The organism is Acetobacter cerevisiae, assembly GCF_001580535.1.
Lineage (GTDB): Bacteria > Pseudomonadota > Alphaproteobacteria > Acetobacterales > Acetobacteraceae > Acetobacter > Acetobacter cerevisiae.
This window is the reverse complement of sequence record NZ_LHZA01000154.1, coordinates 96,563-114,558: the sequence shown is the minus strand read 5'-3', so window position 1 is coordinate 114,558 and position 17,996 is coordinate 96,563. Positions and strand designations below refer to the sequence as shown.

The window sequence follows — 17,996 nt, the reverse complement described above, 5'->3', positions numbered from 1 at the left end:
CTGCTGTGCGGCCTCTTTTGTTTCCGTAATCCGTTTCATGCCGCTTTGCGTGTTGCTTCACCTGCCGTAAAGACTGTCCTCAGGGATTCCTACCCTACCCGATCCGTTACATCGACCCCTTTCAGACCAAGAGCACCTGTCATGACGTCTTCTTCCAGTTCTCCCTCTTCCCGCCTCACCTATCGTGACTCCGGTGTGGATATTGAAGCCGGAGAAGCTTTGATTGACGCCATCAAACCCGCAGCCAAAGCAACAGACCGCCCCGGCACCATGGGTGGCCTTGGCGGATTCGGTGCGCTGTTCGACCTGAAGGCCGCAGGCTTTAAAGATCCGGTGCTGGTCTCCTGCACGGATGGGGTCGGCACCAAGCTCACGCTGGCCATTGAAACGGGTCTGCATGAAACTGTGGGGATTGATCTGGTCGCCATGTGCGTGAACGACCTGATTGTGCAGGGTGCGGAACCGCTTTTCTTCCTCGATTATTTTGCAACGGGCCGCCTGTCTGTTGAAAGTGCCGCCAAGGTTGTGCGCGGCATTGCGCAGGGCTGTGAACAGTCCGGCTGTGCGCTGGTCGGTGGTGAGACGGCCGAAATGCCCGGCATGTATGCCGATGGGCATTATGATCTGGCGGGCTTCTCTGTGGGTGCGGCAGAACGCTCCGCCCTGCTGCCCGCTGGCATTGCGGACGGGGACGCGCTGATTGCCCTGCCCTCCAGCGGTGTGCATTCCAACGGCTATTCTCTGGTGCGCCGCATTGTGGCCGATGCCCATCTGGCCTGGACGGACCCGGCAGCCTTTGCGCCGGGCAAAAATCTGGGTGAAGCCCTGCTGACCCCGACAAAACTTTACGTCCGCACGGTGCTGGACCTGCATCGCGCAGGCCTGCTGCATGCCGCAGCGCACATCACTGGTGGCGGCCTGCCGGGCAATCTGCCCCGCATCCTGCCCGACGGGCTGGACGCTGTGATTGACGCCGCATGGCCGGTGCCGCCCGTCTTCAACTGGCTGGCCCGCACGGGTGACGTGGCGAATGAAGAAATGCTGCGCGTGTTTAACTGTGGCGTGGGCATGGTGCTCATCACCCCCAAACCGGACGAAGTTCTGGCCCGCCTGAAAGAACTGGGCGAAGAGGGCACGCTGATTGGCCATATCGCCAAGGCTGCTGACAGCGCGGCCAAAGCTGGCCTGAAGATGGTTGCGTCCCCGGATTTTCACGCAGCATGAGTGAGACGCCTAAAACCCCGGTCGCCATTCTGCTCAGTGGCCGGGGCAGCAACGCCACAGCCCTGATTGAAGCCTGCAAACAGCCGGACTTCCCCGCCCGCATCTGCCTTGTGCTGAGCAACAAACCAGACGCACCGGGGCTGGACATGGCTCGCGCCGCAGGGCTTGAGACCGTGGCGATCGACCACCGCCTCTATAAAAAAGACCGTGACGCGCATGAACGCGCCGTTAATGCCGCCCTGCGGGACGCCGGGGCGGAAGTCGTCTGTCTGGCGGGTTATATGCGCCTGCTCACCCCGTTCCTCACCACTCAGTGGGCGGGGAAAATGCTGAATATCCACCCTAGTCTGCTGCCCGTCTTCCCCGGCCTGCATACGCATGAGCGCGCGCTGGACGCTGGCGTGCGCATCCACGGCTGCACCGTGCATCTGGTCACAGAAGGCATGGATGAAGGCCCCATTCTGGGGCAGGCAGCGGTTCCGGTTCTGCCGGGTGATACGGCTGATACCCTTGCTGCGCGCGTGCTGCGGCAGGAACACCAGCTCTACCCCGACGTCCTGCGCCGGTATCTGACCAAGAGCCAAGCCCCGATATCAGCAGACGCCGCCCTGCTGGTGGCGTAATGCTCCGGCAGGTCTGGCCTGCCACCTCCCCCGCCTTTATGGCCCGACCTGATTGCCTGAACAGATAGTGAGCTGATGACAGCAGAACCCCGCCGCCCCCGTAACCCCAGACGCAATGCAGCGCGCCGGAACAACGCCCCCCAGCCTGCTGACCCCACGCGGGACGTTGCGTTTGATATTCTGTGCGGCGTGGTGGAACACCGGCGCATGCTGGAAACCACCCTGTCCCGCTCGGCTAACGAGCATGAGGCCCCGCCGCGTGACCGTGCGGCAGCACACCGTCTGGCTGCCGCTACTCTGCGCCACATGGGCACCCTGCGTACCGTGCTGGAGCCCTTCCTGCGCAAGGAACCGCCGGAACCTGTGCGCGTGGCGCTGATGATGGGCTGTGCGCAGCTCCTGTTTCTGGAAACCCCGCCGCATGCCGCCGTTGGCACCACGGTCTCTCTGCTGCGCCGCCGCAAGCTGGCCCCGTTTGCCGGGCTGGCCAATGCCGTGCTGCGTAAGGTGGCCGATAAAGGCCCCGCTCTGCTGGAAGGGCTGGACCAGCCACGCCTGAATGTCCCGTCATGGCTGTGGAGTTCCTGGAACACGCTGGGCAAAGGGGCTGCGCGCGCCATTGCTCAGGGGATCCGTCATGAAGCCCCGCTGGATATCACCCTCCGCCCCGGCGCCACTGCACCGGAAGGCGGGGTGGAACTACCCAACGGCTCCATTCGCCTGCCCGCTGGCACCCGGGTGACGGAACTGCCGGGATATGAGGAAGGCGCATTCTGGGTGCAGGACGCCGCAGCAACTCTCCCGGCGCGCCTGCTGGCGGCCAAGCCGGGCGAACGGGTGGCCGATCTGTGCGCTGCTCCCGGCGGAAAAACCGCGCAGCTTGCCGCCACTGGCGCAGACGTGACTGCGGTGGAACAGAACGCAACCCGCCTGCTGCGCCTGCAGGAAAACATGGCACGGCTGGCCTACCCTGTGCAGATTGTGCAGGACGACGCTGCCACATGGAAACCGGATGCGCTGTTTGACGCCATTCTGCTGGATGCGCCCTGCTCCGCCACCGGTACGGCACGCCGCCACCCGGATGTTCTGTGGGTCAAACGCCCGCGTGACCTGAACGCGCTGACAGCCGGGCAGGATCGGCTGCTTGCTGCGGCCAAATCCATGCTGCGCCCCGGTGGCCGGCTGATTTACGCCGTCTGCTCCCTGCAGGATGAGGAAGGCCCGGCCCGGGCCCGCGCTGCGCAGGAGATGGGGCTGATCCCCTCCCCCTTTACGCCGGAAGAACTTTCCTTTCTGCCAGAAGCTCTTACGCCGGAAGGCTGGCTGCGCACCCACCCGGGTATGTGGCTGGACAAAGGCAGCATGGATGGGTTTTTTGCGGCCCGCTTCATCGTGCCTGCGTAACAATCTTCCAAACGCGCTTTAACAGAGTTGCGTCGGGCGGCGGGATTGCGGATAACAAAAGTTATGCACTCTGTAACCTGCCCCCTTATTGCTCCCAGTGTTCTCGCTGCCGACTTCGCCCGTCTGGGCGAGGAAGTGCAGGCCGTGGCCAAAGCCGGGGCAGACTGGATTCATCTGGACGTGATGGACGGGCATTTTGTGCCCAACATCTCCTTCGGCCCGCAGGTGGTCAAAGCGCTGCGGCCTTACAGCACGTTGCCGTTTGACGTGCATCTGATGATCGAGCCCGCCGACCCGTATCTGGAAGCCTTCGCCAGGGCTGGCGCGGACCATATCCTTATTCATATTGAAGCCGGGCCGCATGCCCACCGCTCGCTCCAGCATATCCGTGCGCTTGGGGCCAAACCCGGCATTGTGCTGTGTCCGGCAACACCCCCGGAAGCGGTGAGCGAAATTCTGGATCTGGTGGACGTGATTCTGGTAATGAGCGTCAACCCCGGGTTTGGCGGCCAGAAATTTCTGACCAGTCAGCTCCCCAAAATCCGCCGCCTGCGGGAAATGATTACGGCCACAGGTCGGGACATCCGTCTGGCCGTCGATGGCGGGATTGACCCGAAAACCGCCCCTCTGGCGATAGAGGCCGGAGCGGATGTGCTGATTGCCGGCAGTGCGATTTATGCTCAGCCGGACTACGCCGCAGCGATAGACGCCCTGCGGTCTCGCGTTACAGCATGATGCAGATCATTCCGCCCCTTTGCACAGGGCTTTATCATTCCTGACAGATCCTCTGTCCTCCCTGCCCTCTCACTTCGGAGCACTCCCTGCCTGATGCCCCTGCGCCGCTGGACCCGTGATGCCCGTCTGACCTTTGCCATGCGGAACCCGCTGGCTGGTTTTAGCCGTGTGCCTGCCGCACCGGCCCTGACATTGCGAGACCTCTGGCCGGGGAACCCTCTGGTGGGTGAGCGTCTGGTGCGGAACCAGAGCCTGTTTGAAGGGGTTGTGCGTAACCTCCAGCATTTGCAGTGGGATAACCCCGCCTGGCCGGAAGCCTATCGCCGCTGGCTGCAAGGCTTTACCTGGCTGCGGGACCTGCGGGAACTGGGTGCGGAATCTGCCCGCATCAAGGCGCGCAGCATGGTCGCCACATGGATTGGCCAGCCTGCCTCTGAACGCCCGATTACTGACCCTTCCGTAACCGGGGCGCGTCTGGCCGCGTGGCTCTCCTATTACGAATTTTTCGCTGCTGCTGCGGATGACAATTTCCGGCAGAACCTGATGGCTGCGCTGATTATGGAAGCCCGCTCCATTATGGCGCTGATGCCGGAGGGAGTCCGTGGCTGGCGCGCGCTGACGGCCCTGAAAGGCCTGCTGGCCGTTGCTGTCGCCATTCCTGACCATCCGGAATTTCTGTCCCGCTATCTCAAGCTGATTGATCAGGAAATTGATCAGCAGTTCCTTGCGGATGGCAGCCACATCACCCGCTGCCCGGAAGACCAGTTTCAGGCCGTGCGGGAACTGGCGGAAATGCTCAGCATTCTCCAGACAGCCCGCCTGCCCCTGCCCTCCCGCCTGATGGAAGTGGCCGACCGCGCAGCTCCGGCCCTGCGCGCCATGCGGCACGGGGATGGCGGGCTGATGCTCTTTAACGGCAGCCGGGAGCGCGACCCGCAGTTGATCGAGCAGGTGCTCAACCGTGCCTCCCGCGGGCGCGTCGTCGCCGCCAGCCAGCCGGAAAGCGGCTATATCCGCCTGACGAGCGGCCGCACCATGCTGTTTGCCGATGCCTCCGGCCCCGCCCCGGCGGGTTATGACAGCACGGCCCATGCGGGCATGCTTTCCTTTGAATTTTCCTCTGGCCGCCAGCGGATTATCGTCAATTGCGGGTCCAGCACGCAGCGTGGCTGGGCTGAGGCGCTGCGCGTCCCTGCGGCGCATTCCGTGCTGGAAATGGGCACGCTCTCCCCCCTTACGCGGAACCAGAGCGGGGCCATTACGCACCGGCCAACCGTCACGCGCGCGCAGGCCTCGCAGGACGGCGCGCACTGGCTGCACATGACGCATGATGGCTACAAGTCCCAGGGCGGCGGCGTGTATTCCCGCCAGCTTTATCTGGGCAAGGATGGCCAGACCCTGCGCGGGGCGGAAGCCCTTGAGGGCACAGAAAGCCGGGATTTCTGTGTGCGCTTCCATCTGCATCCCGACATTACCGTGGAAGAAATCGAACACGGCTTCCTGCTCTACACGCAGGAAGAAAGCTGGCTGTTTCAGGCCAACGTGGCCGCTTATCTGGAAGACAGCGTCTATCTGGGCAGTGGCGAGCGCGTGGACTCTCTGCAAATTGTCCTCTGCCCGCCAGAAGCACCCGAACCACCGGAAGAACGTGCTACTGAAGGCGAAGAAGAGGCTCAGGAAACCGGGGCGCACGGTGCAGACCGCGCCGCTGCCCATGCGCAGGGCGATACCTACCCGGAAGACAATGCCGCTTATTCCGCCGACCACGCGGACACCGCCAGTGAACAGGACGCGTTTTACGGCCAGTCTCATGCGGCAACTGAGCACGAGGCCTATCAGCCAGAAAACGAGGGCTACGCCGAACAGGATGCGTCAGCCGCCTACCCAGACCATGCCTACGCCCAGACGGACATGCAGGGTTATGTGCAGGAGGGTGAGGCTTACGCCGCAGCCCCGCAACACAGCGAAGAAGACGCCTTCAGCCCACTGCTGCATGATGCGCCTCCCGCCGACAGCATGCCCTATCAGGCTGCCAGCACGACAGGCCTGAGCCATACGGATCAGGCCGAACACGCCACGCAGGAAACGCCGAGCATGGCGGAGGCGCTTTTTGCCGGGCAGGATGCCCCCGCTACAAATCACGGGACATCTGCACAGGCCTCTGAATCCGCTGCTTCCAGCAAACCTGCCGGAACTGCCCCCTCCGCCCCGGCCATGCGCCCGGTCCGCTGGGCGCTCACCCTGATGACTGAGTAAGGCCGGGCGTGAAAATTCTTGAAATCACGAACGTCGATTTTTCCCTGAATCACTTCCTTCTCCCCCTCATGCGCGCCCTGCGGGAAGAGGGGCATGAGGTGGTGGGAGTTTGTGCAGATGGCCCTTTGGTCGCGCCGCCACGGCAGGCCGGGTTCCGGGTGGAAACGCTCCCTTTTGCCCGCTCTTTTTCCCCTCTGGCGCAGGCCCGGGCTTTCTGGGCGCTGGTGCGGCTGATCCGGCGGGAAAAGCCGGACATGGTGCATGCACATATGCCCATCAGCGGTATTTTAGCCCGCGCGGCCGCCAAACTCTGTGGCGTGCCCCGCATTGCCTATACCTGCCACGGTTTTCTGTTCAATCAGCCGGGGTCTGCGCTGCGGCGCGGACTGGCGCTGGTTCTGGAATTTCTCTGCGGGCGCATCACAGATGTTTATCTCACCGTCTCGCAGGAAGAAGCCGAGGATGCCCGACGGCTACATATCGCCCGCAACCCCATCGCCATTGGCAATGGGCGGGACAGCTCCCGCTTCCGGCCAGACCCGGCAGCCCGCGCCCGCATCCGTCAGGAACTGGGCACGGCAGAAGAGACGCCGGTTATCATGGTGGTCTCTCGTCTGGTGCGCCACAAAGGCTATCCGGAACTGCTGGACGCCATGCGCAGCGTACCCGAGGCCGAACTCTGGGTGGTGGGCGAACGCCTGACCTCTGACCACGGTGCGGCACTGGATAGCTGCTTTGCCGAAGCACAGGCCGCCCTTGGCTCGCGCCTGAAATGTCTGGGATATCGGGCTGATACGCCTGCGGTTTTGGCTGCTGCGGATATCTTCACGCTGCCCAGCCATTTTGAAGGGCTGCCCATGTCCATTATCGAAGCGATGATGACGGGTCTGCCCGTGGTCAGCACCGATATCAGCGGCCCGCGCGAACAGGTTGTCTCAGGAGAAACCGGCCTGCTGGTGCCACCTGCTACAGTCGCACCGCTCGCTGCGGCCCTGCGCCAGCTGGTGCAGGACGTGCCCCTGCGCACCCGTATGGGACAAGCCGGACGGGAGCGCGCTCTGGCACTGTTTGAAGAAAAGCAGATTATTCAGAAGACAGTGCAACTGCTTACCAACGGCTGAGCAACGCAGAGACCGTCAAAAAATTGGTGCGCTAAGCAGACAAAATGACGGGCGCAGGCGAGAGGCTTTGCCCCTCTCATACCCTCTGCGCCCCGTCAGATCTCAAAACTTATTTGGCCGCAGAATGGGCCTTTGCGTTGCCTGTATGCTCACCGGAAGACTGCTCCGGCGTTTTGAGCAAACGGATGGTCAGACGAGACGGAGAAGCGGCAATTCGTGCCCCACCTCGCGTGTAGTCCAGACGAATCCGCACGCCGTTGTCATTTTCCATCAGCTGGCCGCTGACACCACGCCCCACGGTTGCTTCACCGGAGAGCGCCCAGAACGTACCGGCAAAATCTTCAATCCGCTGAAGATTATAAACCTTGCCCACACTATCACCGGATGAATAGCCGATTGCTGCGGCGGAAGCGCCCTTGACGGAGAACGGATAGGTCCGCCCGCCGTAAGTCAGAACCCCATGGCCCCACGTATAGCCCACACCCAGATCGGCTGAACTGGTGTGAAACGAGACTTCACCCGTTACAGGCCCAAGCGTCGTCTGGGCACAGGCGGTCAAAGACCATGTACCACACAAGGCCAGGGCAGTCGCAATGTGAAGGGATGCAGAGCGCATCAACAGGCTCCTTGCTGTCAGGATGGCGGCCGCCAAAGTCCGGGGGATCCAGATGCAGCGCCTTTTCGTCTTGCCATGTTTTACGGAAAGAAGAAACACGGCAAGACCATAAAGACAGTAACCTTTTTAAAAAGATATGCTGCCTCTATTCAGCAGTCCACACAGGTTCCTTGAGTTCTTCCACAAAAGCGCGGTGCGCCGCCAGTTCTTCCTGCGTGGGCACAACCCGCACAACCCGACGATTCACCGGCCCCTCATACATCACGGCATGACCGTTGGTGCCATCTGCCACCAGCCCAAGCCCGTGCTGGCGCCCCCCCATCAGCTCCACATACACATCGGCCAGAAGCTTGCAGTCCAGCAGGGCGTTATGCGTGGTTCGGGCAGACAGATCGATGCCAAAACGGCGGCACAGCGCATCCAGACTGTTGGGCATACCGGGGAAGCGCTCACGCGCCATATCCAGCGTATCCACCATACGGCCCAGATCCAGCGGCTTACGCCCCGCCCGTTTCAGTTCCGCATTCAGAAAGCCAAAGTCAAAGCGGGCATTGTGGGCAATCAGCTGGTCATCACCAATAAAGCTGAGAAATTCATCCACAACCTCGGCAAATTTCGGCTTCCCCTGAAGATCCGCTGCCGTAAAGCCATGCACGCGGGAGGCCTCTTCCGGTACGTCCCGCTCCGGGTCAATCAATACGCGGTAGCTCTTGCCAGTTGGCAGGTCACCCACCAGTTCGAGGGCCGCAATTTCAATCACCCTGTCCCCGGTGGCCGGGTCCAGCCCTGTGGTTTCCGTATCGAACAGAATGGAGCGTTTCATGCCTTTAGTGCCTTAATCAGAGATCGAACCTGCCGCTGCGTTGCGCCCAGAGCCACACCAGTCTCTATCACCGTATCCGCCAGCCGTCTCTTTCTGGCATCGGGCATTTGCCGGGCCATCAGCCGCCGGGCCTCGGCTTTTGGCAGCCCACGCCGCCGCGCCACCCGCTCAGCCTGTAAACGCGGCGGAGCGGACACCAGCAGGACATGGTCACAGGCCCGCTGGCTGCCGGTTTCAAACAACAGCGGAATATCCAGCAGCACGCAGCGCGCGCCTTGCCGACGGTGGCGGCTGAGAAACGCCTGTCGGGCCGCCCGCACCATTGGGTGAATAATTCTCTCAAGCTGCCGCAACAGGCCCGGCGTTTCCGCCACGGCGCGCCGAAGAACGGCTCTGTCCAGATGCCCATTCACCACCGCCTGCGGCACCAGTTCCGCAATCGGCCCAAGGGCTGGACCATGATCGGCCTGAAGCTGGCGCACGGTGGCATCAGCATCAAACACCGGAACGCCCGCCTGCCGGAACATGCTGGCCACAGTGCTTTTGCCCATGCCCATCCCACCTGTCAGCCCCACAACTTTCATCTCAGACCTTTCTGTTTGCCTGATGCGCGCCGCGCTCCCCCGCCAGCGCGTTACAAGCTGGCCGTCACAGTTGCTTCTGTTTCCGCATCCACAACCGGGTCCTGCCCGAACCATTCGCGGAAACCGAGGCGCGCCTGATGCAGCAACATGCCCAGCCCCCCCAGCGTTTTCAGGCCGTGCTGTTCTGCCTCAGCCAGCAGTGGGGTCAGGCGCGGTACGTAAACAATGTCCGCCACAACCAGTTTATGAGAGGCCGCTTTCAGAGAGGGACGGAACATCGGGTCCGGACCGCCTTCCATGCCCAGTGAGGTGGTGTTCACCAGCAGGTCATACCCGCCCAGCCCGGCTTCCCACGTCTCCCACGGCACAACCTCCAGCCCCGGCAGAACAGCGGCAAGGCTCTCGGCCCGTGCCTGCGTGCGGTTGGTCACGGCTACATGCAGCCCCCGGTCCTGCAACGCCGCCGCGACAGACCGCGCAGCGCCTCCGGCCCCTAGCAGCAACGCCCGACCAGACGCCGGAAGACTGATGCCGCTGGCGTCCATGCTGGCCACAAAGCCTCCGCCATCGGTTGAGAGTCCCCGAATCCGGCCATCCTCTTCAAACACCAGCGTATTAACTGCTCCGGCCCGCTGAGCGGACGGGTCCAGCTCATCCGCCAGCGCACAGGCAGCTTCCTTGTGCGGAATGGTGACATTCGCGCCCCGGAACCCGGCGGCCTGCAACCCGCGCACGGCGGCTTCAAACTGTTCCGGCTTTACGGGGAGCGGCACATACGCGCCATCAATCCTGTACCGTCGCAGCCAGTAATTATGCAGCGCGGGAGAACGGGAGTGCGAAACCGGCCAGCCCAGCACCCCGGCCAGACGTGCCTTGCCGGTGATGATCTGAGGTTTGGTGGAAACAGAATCGGGCGTTTTGGTCATGCTGTTCTCTGGCGTTTCAGACGGGAAAAACGGATGCGCGCCCCTCCGCACAGACAGCGAAAGGGGGCTCCTGTTTCAAAAAATGGCTTTATCAAACATTAAGGGCAACACGCACGGACGCAAAGGCGACACATAAAGAGCCCGGAACAGTTCTGAATCGCACGCATGCAACCTGCATACTTCTCCGTTTCAGTCCCACTCTCTGTCGCCTTATACTCAGCCAAGACACACGCTTACCTGCCAGACTACCGGCTGGCCTGACCCGCCTGCTTTGCAGATGCCGGAGCGGATTGCTGGTTATCCTGCGCGGTGAGCGCCTCCACAGTCCCGCTGGCCCCATAGATTTTGCAGAACTGCGCCCATGCTTCCGGCAGCAGGCGCGCCAGACGCTCAGCCCAATCTTTCTGGCCAGCTTCATCAGCAATCAGATCCTGCCGGATTTCAATTTCCAGATGCGGCAGCTGCCGTTTTTCACCGTGCAGCGGGATGGTGTAGTCGGACGTATCCGTGAGCGCATAGGGCTCATTGTCCCCCACCGTCAGCCCATCCTGTCGCAGCAGGTCGAGCATGATATGGGCCAGACGCGAATCATGATTATGCAGAATGCCAGCATGCCAGGGCCGTTTGAAGTCCCGCATTTCCGGCGTGAAGCTGTGCAGCGCCACAACAGCCGTCGGGCGACCGGCTTTCAAACGGGCATCCAGTTCCTGCGTAATGCGCGCGTGATAGGGATGCAGAATGGCCTCATGCCGGGTGGCAATCTGCTCTGGCGTCAGCCCCTCATTGGCAGGAACAGGCGTGCCGTCGCTCACCGTGACAATGGAGGTCGGGTGGCCGGGTGCGCGGTTACAATCAATCACCAGCCGGGAATAAACCTGCTCAATCAGCACGGCAGGCAGCAGAGCAGCCAACTGACGGCCCACGCCATCAATCCCGATATCCCAGCCAATATGGCGGGCACGCTCTTCTGCACTCACGCCCAGATCACCGAGTGCGGGCGGCACAGCGCGGCCGGCATGGTCGCTCACCAGCACAAACGGGCCGCCCTGATCGGTGCCATAGACGGCAAAACTTGAAGCTGTTTTTGCGTTGCTGCCTGTCATCCTGCATCCTTCCATCAAACAAAAAGGCCACCACGGCAAAACCGGGCGGCCTCCTGCTCAGCACTCCGGCATCTTGCCAGAAGTCCTCATGCCTCAGCCTTTGGCGGAAGAGACAACCACGCCAGCTTCATCAGCCTGCGCGCGCACCAGACCGGCATCTTCACCCGTCAGGCCTTCATCATCCAGTTCCGCGTCCGTCAGGTCATACACCAGATAGACCGGGTCGGACCCGTCCAGCGATTCTTCGCCGCCCAGATCATAGGAACGGGATGCCACATACTCAGAGCCGCGCATTTTCTCTTCGATTTTCTTTACGGCTTCAATCGGGCTTGCGGACTTCGTGACTTCCAGCAGCACATTCGGGCCGGGATCAATCACAGCGTAGGTCGTAAGTTTGTTCGTTGCACTCATAGTCATGAACTCCTTGGAATCCTGTTCCTCTTGCCTGCGCAAGATAGGGATGATCCCGCGTTACGAAAACCCATGCCGCGTAGCAGGGCAGCCCCGCCCTCACAACAGGTGATAACGGCATCATGGCGTATCCTCATGGTTTGCGCCACGGCGCGCGCATCAGTAGGGTGCACGCTTTGCACGCTGCACCCACGGGGCACACCCGCCGGATGCAGCACACAGACACTTTTAAGGATACGGGTTGGGGCATGACATGTCTCTGAGCAGCACGGACACCACCACGGCCTCCGGGGCCAAAGCAGACGCCAACATGCAGTGGGGCGGCCGGTTTGCCGGTGGCCCTTCCCAGATCATGCAGGCCATCAACGCCTCGATCGGGTTTGATAAAGCCATGTGGAAGCAGGATATTGCAGGGTCTCTGGCCCATGCGGCCATGCTGGCCCATACAGGCATTATCTCTGCCGAGGATGAAGCCGCTATCCGCGAAGGCCTGACGGCCATCGGCAAGGATATTGAAGCCGGACGCTTTGAATTTTCTGAAGCGCTGGAAGATATTCACATGAATATCGAAGCTCGCCTGTCCGAACGGATTGGGGAACCCGGCAAACGCCTGCACACCGCCCGCTCCCGGAACGATCAGGTTGCGACCGATTTCCGCCTGTGGACGCGTGACGCGCTGGACGGGCTGGACCAGCAGGTGGCCTCCCTGATGCGCGCCCTCGCCCGCCGTGCAGAAGAGCATGCGTCAGACCCCATGCCCGGTTTTACCCACCTGCAAACCGCACAGCCCGTGACCTTTGGCCACCACCTGATGGCGTATGTGGAAATGCTGGCGCGGGACCGGGGCCGTCTGGCAGACACCCGCAAACGCCTGAACGAATGCCCGCTCGGCTCCGCTGCGCTGGCGGGCACATCCTTCCCCATCGACCGGAAGATGACCGCCCGCACGCTGGGCTTTGACCGCCCGACGGCCAACTCGCTCGATTCCGTCTCGGACCGGGATTTTGCGCTGGAATATCTCTCGGCCCTGTCCATCATGGCCATGCACCTCTCCCGTCTGGCGGAAGAGATTGTCATCTGGTGCTCCTCGCCGTTCTCCTTCATCCGGCTGTCCGACGCGTTCACCACCGGCTCCTCCATCATGCCGCAAAAGCGCAACCCGGATGCAGCTGAACTGGTCCGCGCCAAAACAGGCCGCATTACCGGCAGCCTTGTCAGCCTGCTGACGGTCATGAAAGGCCTGCCGCTGGCCTACGCCAAAGACATGCAGGAAGATAAAGAGCCTGTTTTTGCCGCAACGGATGCCGCAGCCCTCTCCCTTGCCGCCTGTGACGGCATGGTGCGGGACATGACGGCCAACACGGCTCAGATGCGTGCGCTGGCTGGCTCCGGCTTCTCCACCGCCACTGACATTGCCGACTGGCTGGTGCGGGTGCTGAAGGTGCCGTTCCGCACGGCGCATCACGTTACGGGCCGTCTGGTCGCCAAGGCAGAAGAAAAAGGCGTGGATCTGGCCGATCTGTCTCTGGCAGAAATGCAGGCAGAAGAACCGGGCATTACGGACGATATCTATTCCGTGCTGACGGTTGAAGCCTCCATTGCCTCCCGCACCAGCGAGGGCGGCGCCGCAGGCAGCAATGTGCAGCGTGAAGCCCGCAAATGGCTGGCTGCGCTGGATGCTGAACCCGCAGCAGAGAACAAAGGGGCCTGAGCATGAAGATCCGTCTGATTGTCAGTTTTCTGGCGCTGGTCGTGCTGGCCCTGCCGCTGAGCGGCTGCGGCAAGAAAGGCTCCCCCCACGCGCCGGGGCCGCAGGATAAAATCACCTATCCGCAGAGCTATCCGCCGGCAGACTAAGCCTGCGCCACTGGCATGATGACTGGCAATCTGTCAGGCTGGCGGTATAACAGAACAAACACGCTCCGGGTCCGGCAGACACCGCCCTGCCCCATGGGTGCCGGAGCATTTTATTTTCAAGGCTTACGCGCCCCATGGCCGATGATGTGACGTTTCATGACCCGGACCCATCCGTTGCGGAGCTGCTGGCCAGCCGTCCGTTTCTGGAGATGGACCCGCTCTGCGGCCTGATGCTGGATGGCGTGGCGCTTAACGCCATTGCGGATAAAGTCGGCACCCCCTGCTGGGTGCTGAGCGGTGACACCCTGCGCGCACGCATGCACCGGATGCGGCAGGCCATGCAGGATGCCGGGCTGAACGCCTCCATCCATTACGCCGTGAAAGCCAATGACCATCTGGCCGTTCTCTCCCTCCTGCGTGAAGAAGGCTTTGGTGCAGATATCGTCAGTGGTGGCGAACTGGCCCGCGCACTCAAAGCCGGCATCCCGGCCAGCCACATTGTCTTTTCAGGCGTGGGTAAAAGTGATGCCGAGCTGGAGCATGCCATCGGTCTGGGCATCGGGCAGATCAATGTGGAAAGTGCGGAAGAGCTGGACATTATTTCCGGCATTGCCCGCAAACTGGGCAAAGACGCCACCATCACCCTGCGCGTGAACCCGGACGTGGACGCCAAAACCCACGCCAAAATTACCACCGGACTAGCCGCCAACAAGTTTGGCATCCCGTATGATGACGCCGCAGCCCTTTACGCCCGAGCCGCAAGCCTGCCGGGCATCCGGGCGGTCGGGTTCTCCACCCACATAGGCAGCCAGATCACCTCCGTTGCGCCCTATCGCGCAGCCTATGCCCGCATTGCCGAACTGGTGCAGACCGTGCGCGCTGCGGGTCAGACGGTTGAGGTTGTGGATTGCGGCGGCGGCCTTGGCATTTCCTATCGTAATGAGCCGGAAGGCCAGCCGGAAGCACTGGCCGGGGCCATCAGGGCAGAACTCGGCGGCCTGAATGTCCGTCTGGCCATTGAGCCGGGGCGCTGGCCCGTTGGCCCCTCCGGCCTGCTGCTCAGCACCGTCATTCTGAACAAGGCGCGTGGTGATGAAGCCCCGTTCCTTGTGCTGGATGCCGCCATGAATGACCTGCTGCGCCCCAGCATGTATGATGCGTGGCATGGCATTGTTCCCCTCAGCCCGCATGACGCCGCCCTGCCCGCTGCCCCGGCCCATGTGGTTGGCCCGGTGTGTGAAAGTGGGGATACCTTCGCGCGGGACCGCGCCCTTCCCCCCATGCAGCGCGGCGCACGCGTCGCCATTCTGGACACCGGGGCTTACGGCGCTGTCATGAGCTCCACCTACAACAGCCGCCCGCTGGCAGCGGAAGTGCTGGTAGACAAGGGTTCATGGCACGTCATCCGCCCTCGCCAGCCGCTTGAAGCCCTGTGGCAGGATGAAAGCGTGCCCTCCCACCTTGCCGGAACCGCATGAAGACGGCGGATTTGAAACAGGATCTGGCCTCCTCCACTGCGGACGGAGGTTCTCTGGCGGCCCGGCTGGCGACCGTCCGCCAGTACGCGGCCTTTGTGCTGCATACCGAACAGCTCTGGCCCGCTCTTCAGCCCACGCTGGCGCTCCTTGGCGTGTATGGCGTAGCGGGGCTTTTACGCCTGCCGCAACATCTGCCGGACGGCCTGCGGCTTGTGGCAGTCGCCGGATGGCTCAGCCTGTGCGGCTGGCGGCTGCATAATGACCTCTCCCGCCTGGAGGCCCCCACCGCGGACGCCATTGACCGCCGGATTGAACGCGCCTCCGGCCTCCACAACCGCCCGCTTGCCACCCTGACAGATCAGCCCGCCGGTGCCCGCAAAGGCCTGCCGCAGCCGTTGTGGCAGGCGCATCAGCAGCGCGTTCTGGCCACTCTGGGCACGTTACGCGCCGGATGGCCGCGCCTGCTGCCTGCCAGTCCGGCGCGCCGCTGGATTGGGGCGGCTCTGCTGGCGGCTTTCGTTGGCACCGGGGTTATGGCAGGGTCGTCCGCGCCCGGTCGTCTTCTCGCCGCGTTCATCCCCGGCCGGGATGATCCGGACGTGCCGATGGCGCATGTGGAAGCGTGGATCACACCTCCGGCTTACGCGCCGGAAGCCCCGGTTTTTCTTAATCCCAACGCTCCTGCGCCTTCCGTCCCGGAAGGCGCGCGGCTGACCGTTATTGTCACGGGCCTGTCCTCCCACCCCGTTCTGCGCAGCGCAGGCTGGCTGGTCATGCAGGATGAAGCGCGTCAGACGCTGGACCGTCAGAGCTGGAAAATTGAAGTCACCCTGCGCCACAGCGGCCTTGTGCGCGTCGCGGGACGAGGCCGCACGCTGGCCCGCTGGCCGCTCACGGTTCTTCCCGATGCGGCCCCGACCGCTGCATGGGGCCCTAACCCGGGCGCAGGCAAAACAGACTGGCGCACCCGCCTGCCGTATGAAGCCGCGCATGCCTACGGGCTGGCCTCGCTCTCTGTGCAGCTACATCTGGTTCATCCGGGGCGCGGGCCGTCCCGCACGCTCACAGTGCCTCTGCCTCTCAGCGGTCATCCCAAATCAGCCAAGGGTATCAGCACGCCGGACCTCTCAGAAGACCCATGGGCGGGCGAGGAAGTAACCGGCAACGTGGTGGCCACTGCCGTCAGCGGGCATGAGGGCCAGAGCAAACCCGCCACCTTCCGGCTGGGCGCGCGCGTGTTCCACTCCCCCGTGGCCCGCGCGGTGCTGGACCTGCGCAAACGCTTTGCTCTGGGGCGCGAAAGCCGGAGCGAGACCGCAACAGACCTCGCCGCACTTGGCGAAACCCCCGGCCCGATTAATGACCACACGGGCATGTTCCTGACCCTCACCAGCCTCGTCGCCATGCTGGACGACAAGGAAGTGGATACGGAAACCGCCCGCACCAGCACGACGAATCTGCTGTGGGATCTGGCACTGGATATTGAAGACCGCCGCAAAGGCGATGATGCCAGCGCTCAGGCCTCCATTGAGGTACGCGCCGCTCAGGCTGCCGTGGCCCAGCAGTTGCAGCACATGCGGGAAGACGGCCAGCAATCCCCGCAGGCGCGGGAGGAACTGGAAGCCCGGCTGAAAACCCTGAAAGACGCCATTGCCCGCAAGATGCAGGCTCTTGCGGCGCAGGCCATGCGGGAACATACGGCCATTCCGGATCTGCCCGGTTTTTCCAAAGCCGGGGACAAGGCCTTTTCCCGCCTGATGCAGCAGTTGCAGCGTGATGCCGCCAACGGCCATTCTGCCGATGCTCTGCAACGGCTGCAACAAATGGAAGACGCCACCGAGCGCATGCGCAACGCCACCCCGCAGGATATGGCAGCCATGGCGCAACAGATGGTGGCGCAGCAGAAAGCGCGTGAACAGGCCGCCGCCTTGCGGGACCTGACAGGCAAGGAAACATCCCTGCTGGACCACGCGCAGTCGCGTCTGGATGAAACCCTCCGCGCCCAGTCCCGCCAGCAGAACGATATGGATACGGATGAGGACGGCGACGAAGATTACGGCGCGATGTCCACCTCCGAACTGCTGCGTAAACTGGGCCTCCCCGTACCCCCGGGCACTGACCAGAATGCTCCCTCGCCGCACGCAGCCCCTCAGCATCCGGACACCTCTTCAGGCGATGCACAGCAACCTGCCCTCGACCCGGCCAAGGCCGAAGCGCAGGCCGCTGCACGCCGCACAGAGCGCGCCACTCAGCACGCGCTGGACCGGGCATTGGATGAGCTGAAAGACGAATTCAAGGAACTGACCGGCAAAACGCCCCCGGCCTTCTCAGACGCACAGAAAAGCATGCACGATGCCCGCAAGGCATTGGCCGACGGAGATGATGCCGCCGCCGCCACTGCGGAAGAAAAAGTGCTGGAAGCCCTGCGCAAAAGCCGCCAGCAGATGCAGGACACCATGAAGGGCAACGGCCAGAACGCCACACCCAGTTTCCTCCCTGCTTTTGGCGGCAATAGTGGCGGCCAGTCCGGTGGACAGGGTGAAGGGTCGCAAGGTCAGGGTAGCGCAGACGAAGGCGATGGGGGAGCCTCGCCCTCTGATGACGCGGATGACAGCGACGGTCAGGAGAACGGCAAAGACAAGCGCGACCCTCTGGGCCGTCGCATGGGTGAAGGCGGGGATCAGGCCCCGGACGACGGCACGCATATCCCCGATAACGTCGCTCGCCAGCGCGCGCGTGAGATTGAGCAGGAACTGCGCCGCCGCGATTCCGATCGCACCCGCCCACAGCAGGAACTGGACTATCTGGACCGCCTGCTCAAACCCTTCTGAAGCC

Annotated in this window: 16 protein-coding genes; 10 read left to right on the top strand and 6 right to left on the bottom strand. The window is 62.9% G+C overall.

Going from position 1 to position 17,996, the window contains the following annotated elements; translation table 11 throughout:
- Window positions 1–141: 141 nt before the first annotated feature.
- The 6 genes from purM to AD928_RS11560 all read left to right on the top strand — a co-directional run bounded on the left by purM (window position 142) and on the right by AD928_RS11560 (window position 7,363).
- A complete protein-coding gene (gene purM / locus AD928_RS11585; protein WP_062140831.1) occupies window positions 142–1,224 on the top strand; it encodes a phosphoribosylformylglycinamidine cyclo-ligase in 1,083 nt (360 codons plus the stop codon).
- The gene (purN, locus tag AD928_RS11580) at window positions 1,221–1,847 is read left to right on the top strand and encodes a phosphoribosylglycinamide formyltransferase (protein WP_062250701.1); all 627 of its coding nucleotides are present in this window, start codon (window positions 1,221–1,223) and stop codon (window positions 1,845–1,847) included. Before purM ends, purN begins: the two co-directional genes overlap by 4 nt.
- Before the next feature lie 75 nt (window positions 1,848–1,922).
- Window positions 1,923–3,251: an RsmB/NOP family class I SAM-dependent RNA methyltransferase gene (locus AD928_RS11575; RefSeq protein WP_062250699.1), complete on the top strand. Its 1,329-nt coding sequence runs from the start codon at window positions 1,923–1,925 to the stop codon at window positions 3,249–3,251.
- A gap of 63 nt (window positions 3,252–3,314) precedes the next feature.
- On the top strand, window positions 3,315–3,986 hold the full coding sequence (rpe, locus tag AD928_RS11570; protein ID WP_062250696.1) for a ribulose-phosphate 3-epimerase: 672 nt from the start codon (window positions 3,315–3,317) through the stop codon (window positions 3,984–3,986).
- A 93-nt stretch (window positions 3,987–4,079) separates the two neighbouring features.
- Window positions 4,080–6,242, top strand: coding sequence for a heparinase II/III family protein (locus AD928_RS11565; RefSeq protein WP_062250694.1), 2,163 nt, complete (start codon window positions 4,080–4,082; stop codon window positions 6,240–6,242).
- 8 nt (window positions 6,243–6,250) lie between these two features.
- Window positions 6,251–7,363, top strand: coding sequence for a glycosyltransferase family 4 protein (locus AD928_RS11560; protein WP_062250692.1), 1,113 nt, complete (start codon window positions 6,251–6,253; stop codon window positions 7,361–7,363).
- A gap of 109 nt (window positions 7,364–7,472) precedes the next feature.
- Here AD928_RS11560 and AD928_RS11555 read toward each other — a convergent pair whose 3' ends face one another.
- The 6 genes from AD928_RS11555 to AD928_RS11530 all read right to left on the bottom strand — a co-directional run bounded on the left by AD928_RS11555 (window position 7,473) and on the right by AD928_RS11530 (window position 11,832).
- Window positions 7,473–7,979 (bottom strand): hypothetical protein, encoded by a 507-nt coding sequence (locus tag AD928_RS11555; RefSeq protein ID WP_231866209.1) that lies wholly within the window; start codon window positions 7,977–7,979, stop codon window positions 7,473–7,475.
- A gap of 145 nt (window positions 7,980–8,124) precedes the next feature.
- Window positions 8,125–8,802, bottom strand: a complete 678-nt coding sequence (dnaQ, locus tag AD928_RS11550) for a DNA polymerase III subunit epsilon (RefSeq protein WP_062250689.1) — start codon at window positions 8,800–8,802, stop codon at window positions 8,125–8,127.
- Entirely contained in the window at window positions 8,799–9,386 is a 588-nt protein-coding gene (gene coaE / locus AD928_RS11545) for a dephospho-CoA kinase (RefSeq protein ID WP_062250686.1), read from the bottom strand. The genes dnaQ and coaE overlap by 4 nt, the downstream gene beginning before the upstream one ends.
- 50 nt (window positions 9,387–9,436) lie before the next feature.
- Window positions 9,437–10,312, bottom strand: a complete 876-nt coding sequence (locus AD928_RS11540) for a shikimate dehydrogenase (RefSeq protein ID WP_062250684.1) — start codon at window positions 10,310–10,312, stop codon at window positions 9,437–9,439.
- Between the two features lie 245 nt (window positions 10,313–10,557).
- Entirely contained in the window at window positions 10,558–11,415 is an 858-nt protein-coding gene (locus AD928_RS11535) for an N-formylglutamate amidohydrolase (protein WP_082779872.1), read from the bottom strand.
- Between the two features lie 93 nt (window positions 11,416–11,508).
- Window positions 11,509–11,832, bottom strand: coding sequence for a hypothetical protein (locus AD928_RS11530; RefSeq protein ID WP_062250682.1), 324 nt, complete (start codon window positions 11,830–11,832; stop codon window positions 11,509–11,511).
- A 247-nt stretch (window positions 11,833–12,079) separates the two neighbouring features.
- On the opposite strand from AD928_RS11530, the gene argH reads away from it, so the two are divergent.
- The 4 genes from argH to AD928_RS11515 all read left to right on the top strand — a co-directional run bounded on the left by argH (window position 12,080) and on the right by AD928_RS11515 (window position 17,992).
- Window positions 12,080–13,537 carry an argininosuccinate lyase gene (argH, locus tag AD928_RS11525; protein ID WP_062250680.1) on the top strand — a complete coding sequence of 486 codons (1,458 nt, stop codon included), beginning with the start codon at window positions 12,080–12,082 and terminating at the stop codon, window positions 13,535–13,537.
- Between the two features lie 2 nt (window positions 13,538–13,539).
- Entirely contained in the window at window positions 13,540–13,683 is a 144-nt protein-coding gene (locus AD928_RS14995) for a hypothetical protein (protein WP_167347365.1), read from the top strand.
- Window positions 13,684–13,817: 134 nt separating this feature from the next.
- On the top strand, window positions 13,818–15,161 hold the full coding sequence (gene lysA, locus AD928_RS11520) for a diaminopimelate decarboxylase (protein ID WP_062250678.1): 1,344 nt from the start codon (window positions 13,818–13,820) through the stop codon (window positions 15,159–15,161).
- Window positions 15,158–17,992 (top strand): DUF4175 domain-containing protein, encoded by a 2,835-nt coding sequence (locus AD928_RS11515; protein ID WP_062250676.1) that lies wholly within the window; start codon window positions 15,158–15,160, stop codon window positions 17,990–17,992. The genes lysA and AD928_RS11515 overlap by 4 nt, the downstream gene beginning before the upstream one ends.
- Window positions 17,993–17,996 lie beyond the last annotated feature (4 nt).

Coding starts and splice junctions, on each gene's coding strand:
- AD928_RS11575 (WP_062250699.1), top strand. CDS start 1,923: ATGACAGCAGAACCCCGCCGCCCCCGTAACCCCAGACGCAATGCAGCG.
- AD928_RS14995 (WP_167347365.1), top strand. CDS start 13,540: ATGAAGATCCGTCTGATTGTCAGTTTTCTGGCGCTGGTCGTGCTGGCC.
- AD928_RS11530 (WP_062250682.1), bottom strand. CDS start 11,832: ATGACTATGAGTGCAACGAACAAACTTACGACCTACGCTGTGATTGAT.
- purM (WP_062140831.1), top strand. CDS start 142: ATGACGTCTTCTTCCAGTTCTCCCTCTTCCCGCCTCACCTATCGTGAC.
- AD928_RS11565 (WP_062250694.1), top strand. CDS start 4,080: ATGCCCCTGCGCCGCTGGACCCGTGATGCCCGTCTGACCTTTGCCATG.
- AD928_RS11540 (WP_062250684.1), bottom strand. CDS start 10,312: ATGACCAAAACGCCCGATTCTGTTTCCACCAAACCTCAGATCATCACC.
- AD928_RS11515 (WP_062250676.1), top strand. CDS start 15,158: ATGAAGACGGCGGATTTGAAACAGGATCTGGCCTCCTCCACTGCGGAC.
- argH (WP_062250680.1), top strand. CDS start 12,080: ATGTCTCTGAGCAGCACGGACACCACCACGGCCTCCGGGGCCAAAGCA.
- purN (WP_062250701.1), top strand. CDS start 1,221: ATGAGTGAGACGCCTAAAACCCCGGTCGCCATTCTGCTCAGTGGCCGG.
- AD928_RS11535 (WP_082779872.1), bottom strand. CDS start 11,415: ATGACAGGCAGCAACGCAAAAACAGCTTCAAGTTTTGCCGTCTATGGC.
- AD928_RS11555 (WP_231866209.1), bottom strand. CDS start 7,979: ATGCGCTCTGCATCCCTTCACATTGCGACTGCCCTGGCCTTGTGTGGT.
- dnaQ (WP_062250689.1), bottom strand. CDS start 8,802: ATGAAACGCTCCATTCTGTTCGATACGGAAACCACAGGGCTGGACCCG.
- coaE (WP_062250686.1), bottom strand. CDS start 9,386: ATGAAAGTTGTGGGGCTGACAGGTGGGATGGGCATGGGCAAAAGCACT.
- rpe (WP_062250696.1), top strand. CDS start 3,315: ATGCACTCTGTAACCTGCCCCCTTATTGCTCCCAGTGTTCTCGCTGCC.
- lysA (WP_062250678.1), top strand. CDS start 13,818: ATGGCCGATGATGTGACGTTTCATGACCCGGACCCATCCGTTGCGGAG.